The organism is Paraburkholderia sp., assembly GCF_026225065.1.
Lineage (GTDB): Bacteria > Pseudomonadota > Gammaproteobacteria > Burkholderiales > Burkholderiaceae > Paraburkholderia.
Genome location: NZ_JAMFSB010000013.1, coordinates 1 through 8315, shown reverse-complemented (window position 1 = coordinate 8315; position 8315 = coordinate 1). Strand labels below are relative to the sequence as shown.

9 protein-coding genes, 1 tRNA gene and 1 pseudogene are annotated in these 8315 nt (G+C 60.9%); 4 read left to right on the top strand and 7 right to left on the bottom strand.

Features of this window, described 5'->3' with window-relative positions:
• A partial coding sequence (locus tag M0954_RS00625) for a nuclear transport factor 2 family protein (RefSeq protein ID WP_297351079.1) occupies positions 1–338 on the bottom strand: 338 nt, incomplete at its 3' end.
• 217 nt (positions 339–555) lie between these two features.
• Here M0954_RS00625 and M0954_RS00620 point away from each other — a divergent pair.
• Positions 556–936 (top strand): GNAT family N-acetyltransferase, encoded by a 381-nt coding sequence (locus tag M0954_RS00620; RefSeq protein ID WP_133892977.1) that lies wholly within the window; start codon positions 556–558, stop codon positions 934–936.
• On the opposite strand, the gene M0954_RS00615 is transcribed toward M0954_RS00620, so the two are convergent.
• Positions 933–1982, bottom strand: a complete 1050-nt coding sequence (locus tag M0954_RS00615) for an alpha/beta fold hydrolase (protein ID WP_297351077.1) — start codon at positions 1980–1982, stop codon at positions 933–935. The two genes, M0954_RS00620 and M0954_RS00615, sit on opposite strands and share 4 nt — an antisense overlap.
• A gap of 115 nt (positions 1983–2097) precedes the next feature.
• On the opposite strand from M0954_RS00615, the gene M0954_RS00610 reads away from it, so the two are divergent.
• Positions 2098–3045, top strand: coding sequence for a LysR substrate-binding domain-containing protein (locus tag M0954_RS00610; protein ID WP_123384431.1), 948 nt, complete (start codon positions 2098–2100; stop codon positions 3043–3045).
• A 201-nt stretch (positions 3046–3246) separates the two neighbouring features.
• Positions 3247–4476: an MFS transporter gene (locus M0954_RS00605; RefSeq protein ID WP_297351075.1), complete on the top strand. Its 1230-nt coding sequence runs from the start codon at positions 3247–3249 to the stop codon at positions 4474–4476.
• 252 nt (positions 4477–4728) lie between these two features.
• On the opposite strand, the gene M0954_RS00600 is transcribed toward M0954_RS00605, so the two are convergent.
• The 3 genes from M0954_RS00600 to M0954_RS00590 all read right to left on the bottom strand — a co-directional run bounded on the left by M0954_RS00600 (position 4729) and on the right by M0954_RS00590 (position 6597).
• Entirely contained in the window at positions 4729–5130 is a 402-nt protein-coding gene (locus tag M0954_RS00600; RefSeq protein ID WP_122154166.1) for a hypothetical protein, read from the bottom strand.
• A gap of 70 nt (positions 5131–5200) precedes the next feature.
• Entirely contained in the window at positions 5201–6013 is an 813-nt protein-coding gene (locus M0954_RS00595; RefSeq protein ID WP_297351073.1) for a GNAT family N-acetyltransferase, read from the bottom strand.
• A gap of 167 nt (positions 6014–6180) precedes the next feature.
• Positions 6181–6597, bottom strand: a complete 417-nt coding sequence (locus M0954_RS00590) for an organic hydroperoxide resistance protein (RefSeq protein WP_297351071.1) — start codon at positions 6595–6597, stop codon at positions 6181–6183.
• 609 nt (positions 6598–7206) lie between these two features.
• Between M0954_RS00590 and M0954_RS00585 the strand changes: the two genes are divergently transcribed.
• Positions 7207–7458 carry a DUF1488 domain-containing protein gene (locus M0954_RS00585; protein ID WP_122154162.1) on the top strand — a complete coding sequence of 84 codons (252 nt, stop codon included), beginning with the start codon at positions 7207–7209 and terminating at the stop codon, positions 7456–7458.
• 132 nt (positions 7459–7590) lie between these two features.
• Here the strand turns inward: M0954_RS00585 and M0954_RS00580 are convergent.
• Both M0954_RS00580 and M0954_RS00575 read right to left on the bottom strand, forming a co-directional pair.
• Positions 7591–7680, bottom strand: a tRNA-Ser gene (locus M0954_RS00580).
• Positions 7681–7783: 103 nt separating this feature from the next.
• A pseudogene (locus M0954_RS00575) lies at positions 7784–8315 on the bottom strand (cation acetate symporter); the annotation flags it as partial.

Genomic DNA, 8315 nt, shown 5'->3' with positions numbered 1-8315 from the left:
TTCGCGATCTTCCCATTCTCTATCTGATAGATCGCGAGCACGTCGACTTCGCCGATGCCGTCGGCGAACGTCCGTGTGACGACCTCCTGATCGACTACCAGGTTATCGACCACACTGCGTTTGATCAGCTTGCCGAACAGGTTGGGTTCCTTGAAGCGCGTGACGTGGCGCTCGCGTATCTGCGCAGCACCACTCGCCAGCAGTCGCGCTGGAAATTCGTAGTATTCACAATCGTCGGACCACCATTGCATGAATGCGTCGATATCGCGTGCGTTATATGCGTCAAGTTGCTTTTGAACTGGAAATTCCGCCGCGGTGGGTGCAGTAGGGTCGTTCATCTTCGCTGATCGTCCTTCGAGGAATAGCCGCAATTTTCGAATACTAACTCACTCACGGCTGTTAGCCGGCGAGCGATCGCGCACGTCAAACAAGCGCGTCTTGCAACAGGGCGGGGCTAGACGTTACGATCGCGAATCGATCGCGCGAAAATCTGGGGTAACCGTGGACAACGACGTACTGCACATCTCGACAGACAAGCATGAACTTGATCTCGACATGATTCACGCATTCCTTCATGACCATGCGCCGTGGTCGATCGGCATCGCGCGGCATATCGTCGAGCGGTCAATCGAAGGTTCGCTGTGCTTCGGCGCCTATCTCGGCAAACGGCAAGTTGGTTTTGCACGCGTCATCACCGACTTCGTCACCTTCGGCTATCTCTGCGACGTGTTCGTGCTGCCTGAATTCCAGTCGCGCGGCTACGCGGCATTATTGATGCAGCACGTCGTCGATTCGGATGTGCTGCAGGGACTTCGGCGCATCGTGCTTGTGACTTCGAATGCACATGGTCTGTATCGCCGGTATGGGTTTGACAAGCTTGCGCACCCGGAGAAGTACATGGAGGTGCACCGGCCGAACGTTTATGCGGCGGGCTAGCCACTGATACTGGCGTCGGGATGTTTCGTGTCGCTCGTGGTCGGCTGCGTCGCGCTCCCAGCGCGCTGAAATACGACGCTGCCTGGCCCTCCCTCCCGCAACGCTTCCGACTTCAACCATGCGAGCGCAATCGGCCAGAGGCTGTCTTCAAAGCGACTATGAAAAAACGCGAAATGCCCGATCGCCGGCTGGTCGATCTGCGTCGGCGCGATGCGCAGATGCGTGCGTGCACTGCCCGTGAAATAGCGAAGCAGCCGTTCGATGGCGGGCACGGTGCCGAACTCGTCGTCGGTCACGCTAATCGCGAGGATCGGCGCATGCACCGCCGAGAACTGTGCGACGAGCTGCGCGCGTCCGGCGTCGCCGAGGGCGAACGCCCCGCGCCTGAAAGTGTCTTCGAAACGCGCCTTGCTGCGGCTCCACGATAAGGCCACGCCCTTGGGCGTGTCCTCCATCCAGCCGAGACGTCTGGCCGGCACATAACCGGCGAGTATTGCGAGGACCGGCATCAACACATGCCAGCGCCACAGCATCGCTAGCTTGCGGCCCGGCGCATAGTCGCGCCAATGCGCATACTGCGCGCCCATCGTGACGACGCGCCGGATCATCGCGTTCGACGGCGCGAGCCCGACGACAACGCCGCCGATGCTGTGCGCGACGACGTCGACCGGTTGGCCCGGAAATTCGCGCGCCGCGTATCGCAACACGGCCTCGAAGTCGAGCTGCCCCCAATCAAGCCACGACGCGCGGAAACCTCGCAGCGACTGCGGCCGCGACTCGCCGATGCCACGATAGTCGTAGACAATCGCGTCGCAGCCGTGGCTGAAGAGGAATGCCGCGAAGCGAAAGTAGTAACGGCAACGCACGGAGGTCGCTGCGTTGACGATCACCACGGGCCGCGCGCTCGCGTTGGACCTGTGCACGACGCCCCAGTCGCCCGCATGGCGTTCGCCGTGACGCCAGACGAAGCCACGAATCGGGCAGCCGTCCGCCGCGACGAGCGCGATTGCCTCAGGTGCGGGTGCGGTGGTTTTCCTGTCCTGCATCGTATCTCCAGATGAGTCGATTCCCGATTGCCCGAATCCATACAGATCAATATTCCACTTGACTCACGCGACTGGCTCAACCAACCTTCTTGCATCTTTCGCATGAGGTGCACGCATGCCAGTACCGCTTGTCCGGCTCGCGCCGCTTGATCTGATTCGCGGCTTTGTCGCGGTCGGCCGCCGCATGAGCATCACGCTCGCTGCACAGGACCTCTGCCTCACGCAGTCTGCCCTGAGCCGCCAGGTTCGCGCGCTCGAGGATTGGCTCGGCTTCGTGCTCTTTCAGCGCGGCTACCGGTCGATTTCCTTCACGCCCGAGGGCGAACGCCTCTTTCGCACCGCCGATGCCGCCGTCCAGCAATTGCAAGAAGTCTTCGAAGTCCTGGGCCACGCGCAGGAAGGGCTGCCCGTGACGATCACGGCCAGTATCGGCGTGACGGGCCTCTGGCTGCTGCCGCGGATCAACGGATTTCAACGACGTTACCCGAATGTCGACCTGCGTATGGCGGCGATCGACAGAAACGTCGATTTGCGCGCCGAAGGGATCGATCTCGGCATCCGCTACTGCCCGGCCACGAACGCGCCCCCGGGCGCCGTGCGCCTCTTCGAGGAGGCCGTCGTGCCCGTCGCGCATCCCTCGCTCGGGCTCGTGCGGCTCGACGAGTCCGCCGTGCTCGGGCCTCACGCGCTGCTCGAATTCGAGGGGCCGCGCAGGCCGCTCCTGCGTTGGTCCGATCAGCTCGCCGCAATGGGGCTCGCCCACGCGCAGCCGATGAGGATGCTACGTTTCAACCAATATGACCAGGTCATCGCCGCAGCGCTTGCCGGCCAGGGCATCGCGCTGGGCCGCATCGCGCTGATCGAGTCCCTCCTCGCTGACGGACGGCTCGTCGCGCTTGCCGAAGGTGCCGCCGTCCGCACAAGTACCTACGGTTACTGGCTCTATCAGGCTGAGACGCAGCCGCGCCAGGACGTGCTCGACGTCGTCGAGTGGATCAGGTCGGAGGCCCGCACCGTGGAGGCGGTGGTCAACAAAGCGCTGGTGGCGCAGGCCGGCATGTAGTGCCCCCTCTCGCATGCGCTGCATGCATGCGAACGCGCCCAAAACATTGATTGAAGCGCACCGCGCGCTGGCATTTAATGGCTCGCATGGTGTGCGGACGCGCGGCATCCGCACCCGTCACGTGGGGCTGCGCCGTGCGGCACGCGCAGTGAAGGCGCGACGATGGCAAGCGCGCCACCCACGCTACGCGGAGGAGCGGCAGTGAGCGGACAACAGGACATCTGGCGCAAGCGCTGGCAACCGGTGATTGCCGGCGGCATTGTAATGGGCGCCGCATTGGGCGTGCGGCACGTGCAGGGGCTCTTTCTGACACCGGTCACGATCGACCACGGCTGGTCGCGCGAAACGTTCGGTCTTGCACTAGCGCTGCAGAATCTGCTCTGGGGCGTCGCGCAGCCGTTCGCGGGAATGATCGCCGACCGCTTCGGCTCCGCGCGGGTGATACTCGCCGGCATGCTTGTCTATGCGCTCGGTCTCCTCGTCATGGCGTATGCGGGCACACCCGGCGTCTATACGCTCGGCACCGGCGTGCTGGTCGGCGTCGGACTCTCGGGCTCCGCATTCGGCGCCGTGTACGGCGCGCTCTCGCGGCTCTTTCCCGCCGAGCATCGCAGTTGGGCACTCGGCGTCACGGGTGCGATCGGCGGCCTTGGCCAGTTCTGCACCGTGCCATTCGTGCAAAGCCTGCTGAGCGGCATCGGCTGGGTCTCGACGCTCCTCGTGCTTGCCTCGGTGATGGTCCTGCTCGCGCCACTCTCGGCCTGGCTGCGCGATCGCCCCGTGAGTCACGTTGCCGGCGACGCATCCGCGCAATCGATGGGCGCGGCGATTCGCGAAGCGCTCTCACATCGAGGATTCTGGCTGCTGAATTTCGGCTTTCTGGCATGCGGCTTCCAGCTCGCATTCATCGCCGCGCACATGCCCGCGTATCTGCTGGACAAAGGCTTGAGCGCACGCAATGCGAGCGCGGCGCTAGCCCTGATCGCGCTCGCCAACGTGATTGGCACGTACGTGTGCGGGTACGTCGGTGACTTCATGCGCCGGAAGTACGTGCTTTCGGCGATCTACTTCATCCGGTCCACGGCGATGGCGGCATTCTTTTTCGCACCGCTCACACCGGCAAGCGTGTACGCATTCTCGTTCGTGATGGGCCTGATCTGGCTCGGCACGGTGCCGTTGACAAACAGTCTCGTATCACAGGTCTTCGGGGTGCGTTATATCGCAACGCTGTTCGGCTTCGTGTTCTTTGGACATCAGTTAGGGAGCTTTCTCGGCATCTGGCTTGGCGGTATCGTGTACGACGCGACCCACGCCTACGATCTGCTTTGGTACGGCGCGATCGCGCTTGGCGTCATCGCGGGTCTATTGCACTTGCCGATCAACGATGAACGAGTCGATCGCCTCGCCGGGCCGCTTGTGCAGTCGGCGTGAGAAGCATGGCAGGCCTAAGAATCACGAGAGCCTTGATGGACACGGCGAAGCCTCTGCGGAAGGCTCTGATCGCAACTGTGGCAGCGCTCCTTGGCCTGGCGATCGTGGCGGTGTGCTTCGCGGGCTACCTTACGCCCGCTGCACTCTTCTCGCTTCTATCAGGAAGTGCGTTTTGCGGATGAGACGATAGATGGCCGCCAGAGCACGGCGGTGCTCGATGATACGACTGCGGGTGTGCCGCCGGGCCGCGAACTATCCGAAAACACGTCCCCATGCTGTCCGAATGCGTCGCGCACGGTCCTCGAAGAGATATGAGGCGACGAGTGTCAGCAGACCTGAGATCACTCCCGTCATGATGTGTTCGAGGTAGGGAATACGATAATGACTCGAGTGTGAGTAGATGTCGCCTAACATGGTCAGGACACCGACGATTAGCGCATTGCCATATCGATGTGTGTAGAGCTTCGCAGCAGGTGTAAAAGTGAGAAGCACCGCGAGAAGACCGGTGAGCAGACCTGTGTGGAACGCAATCGTCCAGTGGGCAAGGCTCATGACGTTGCCCCAGCTCCCCGGCATGCAGGTCATACAGGCGCTGGTAGGTTGCCAGAAACGCTGGATAAACAGCTTGGCGCGGCGCGTCCACTCGCTTGACATGATGTGCCCCTGCGTATGTGTGAGAACCCTGAGGGCATTTCTCAGGAGATTAGACTTGTTCTGTATGCGCTCAGCACGCAGTTATATTATGCGGCTCCTGACACAAACTGGCGACGCGCCCTTTTCGCTGAAAACCCATTGCCTCGTATATTTCCCCGGCATGGTAAGCCTCATCTGCAACAATAACAAACTGGTCCGAACGTCTGGCGGCGCGCCTGATAACCTCGCCCATCAGGGTCCTGCAAACATTCCGCTTTCGATGCTGAGGCGCGGTGATCACTGACTGGAAACGCGCAATCCCGTCAAGGAAGAACAAGCCCAGGCTTCCGACCTGTGCGTCACCTATAAACGCTCCCCACCAGTTTCCCAGACCGCGGTCGATTAGCGTTCTGTAGGCCGTCTGTTGATGCGCCATAAAACGCTGGGAGGTGATGTCAGCGGGATTGGGCATGTCGGCGAGTTGCATTCGAGACCAATCATCCCAATCCTGCTGCACGGCAAACGGGCGCACCTCGACCAAGGCGTTTGTCGCAACCGGACGTATATCATCAGGATGCGCTGCCAACACACAACAGACCGTCGCGTCATAGCCTTGTTCGACGAAAGCGTCGAGGGTGACGACACTCTCGGCGCTCTCCGGCCACGTAAACGTGCGGTGTGCAATCGAAGGCGGTTTGCCGACGAGGTGGGCAAAGTCATGCTCCAGCCGTTTCAGGTCACTTCCCGCGGGTTGCCGCGTCAGGACGAGCATGTTGCCAAAAAAGTAATCGGGTGCATCGGGGGTGCGGACGACGATGTAGTCATTCCGCGACTCGACGATCCCCGTTTCTGCGTGCAGCAGTAGATCGGTAGCGAGACCCAGATTGTCGGGGAAATGGCGCATTTTAAGTATCGTTAGCAATGAGCGTCGGTCGGTCTTCTTGCTTTTGTGCGCGTTGACTTTCGATCAAGGCGGATCGCAACGGGCCGGACGCTTCGTCGCGTGACGGCCCTGTGGTTACGATTGTCCGCGATCCACTTCCCCGTGTCGACTGGCCGAACCTGGCCGACCTAGACCACGTTGATCACGACGTCGATGTTGCCGCGTGTGGCCTTGGAGTATGGACAGATCTGGTGTGCCGCATTCGCCAACGCTTCGGCCACTTCATGCTCCACGCCTTGCAGGCTGACGTTCAGCCGAGCCTGCAAGGAGTAAGCGTCGTCAGTTGCACACAGGTCCACCTCGGCATCGACGGCGGTGTCTGCCGGCAGCGCAATCTTCATGTTGGCGGCTGCCCGTCGCATCGCGCCGATAAAACAGGCAGACCAACCTGCCGCAAACAGCTGTTCCGGATTCGTGCCTGTGCCGGATGAACCGGGCACCGATAGTTTGACGTCGAGTCGGCCATCGGAACTGCGGGACGCTCCGTCCCGGCCACCGGTGGTATGGGTTTTTCCTGTGTAAAGCACGTTCTTGAGCTGAGTCATGATGAATTATTTCTTTGGGTTAACTGATGCGGCGAGGGCAAAAGCAAGAATCAAGGTTTTCATGTCGTTCTCCGTGAACTAAAGATGGGGTAGAGGACGCTGGACCTCAGGTACCAGGCGCGCACATCTCGTTCGGATCTGCGGCGGTGCGTGCGTCTGTCATCCGGCGTTGATGCATTAAGCCCCTGTGACGTATCTGGCTTGTGTCGGAAAACGGGCCGATTGCAATGTCATGTATCACTGTCGCGATCAGATACATTGCGATACGAAGCAGGCGTTTTATGCTGGAAGAACAAGCGACTCGCGGGCACATCGGCAGAGACCCAGCGGAATAAAAGACGCTGGCGCCTCGCGAAGGGTATACAGTGGGGAGACGGTTGGCTGCGTCTCGCGGCCGCGTGCTTCAGGACCCCCCATGCGATTACAGACCAAACCAGCTTCGACAGTCGTCGGCGGCTCGAGCGCGTATACCCTCGAACGCAGGACACACGCCCTTGTCCTCGAGACAGCGGATGCTCTGCGCGCAGAACAGCGACGCATTAGTTTTGCTTCAATCGATTCAAATGCCAGTAAGTGGCGTTACTCGGTTGCAAGCGTGAAGGCCTGATCGTGGCGCTTGAATTCCCCAATCCCAGCCGTAGTTACGATGCCGCGAGGCATTGTGTGTGTTTCTGGGGATATGATAATTCGCGCGAAATCACCTTCCTGGTTGATGACGCGGTGATCAGGAATCTGCAGCCGGGCGCGGGCTCGGACGAGCGTTCGATACTCGGGGCCTTCGACCAGTTTCGCGAAAAGCTTCTTGAGATCGCCCGGAAGCGGTATGTCAGCGGTCCGCAGAACCGGTATTCGATTTCTTGAGTGGTGGGCTGGCGGGGCTATGAGAGTGCCGGCTTCGGAGACGCCATTCGACGCGTTTTGGTGGCCGTAGCGTGAGCCAAAAACAAAAAGCCGTTGAATCTCTTGCGGATTCAACGGCTTATCATTCATATGTGGCGGAGAGACGGGGATTCGAACCCCGGTTAGGTTTGACCCTAAACACGCTTTCCAGGCGTGCGACTTAAACCGCTCATCCACCTCTCCGGCGGGAGCCGAATTATAGCAAACTCTGGGGCCTGCGCCACCCCTGTCCTAAAACGACCATCAAACACCCCGCAAACGCCCGCCAGACTGACATCCGGGCACCTCAAGGATGCCGAATATAATCCACCAGCGCCCGCGTATAAGCATCCGGCTTCCGATCCACGAGGCTCACGAGAATCGCCACCAGGAACCCCGCCGGCACAGCGAACACGCCCGAACTGATCGGCTCGATCCCAAACCACCGCGCCCCCACGAACCCCGTCATCTGCGTGAAAAATGGATACGTCGAGACGATGTAATAAATGCACACCACCAGCCCCGCCACCATCCCCGCCACCGCGCCAAGCCGGGTCGTACGCTTCCAGAACACCCCAAGCACCAGTACCGGAAACAGGCTCGACGCTGCCAGCGAAAACGCCGCCCCCACCAGAAAGAGAATATTCCCCATATTCAGCGACGCCACGTAGGACGCAAACAGCGCCACCCCCAACAGCAAAATCTTCGAGATCGTCACCCGCCGCTGACTCGACGCCGCCGGATCGACCATGTGATAGTAGACATCGTGCGAGAGCGCATTCGCAATCGTCAGCAACAGCCCATCCGCGGTCGAAAGCGCGGCAGCCAGCGCCCCCGCC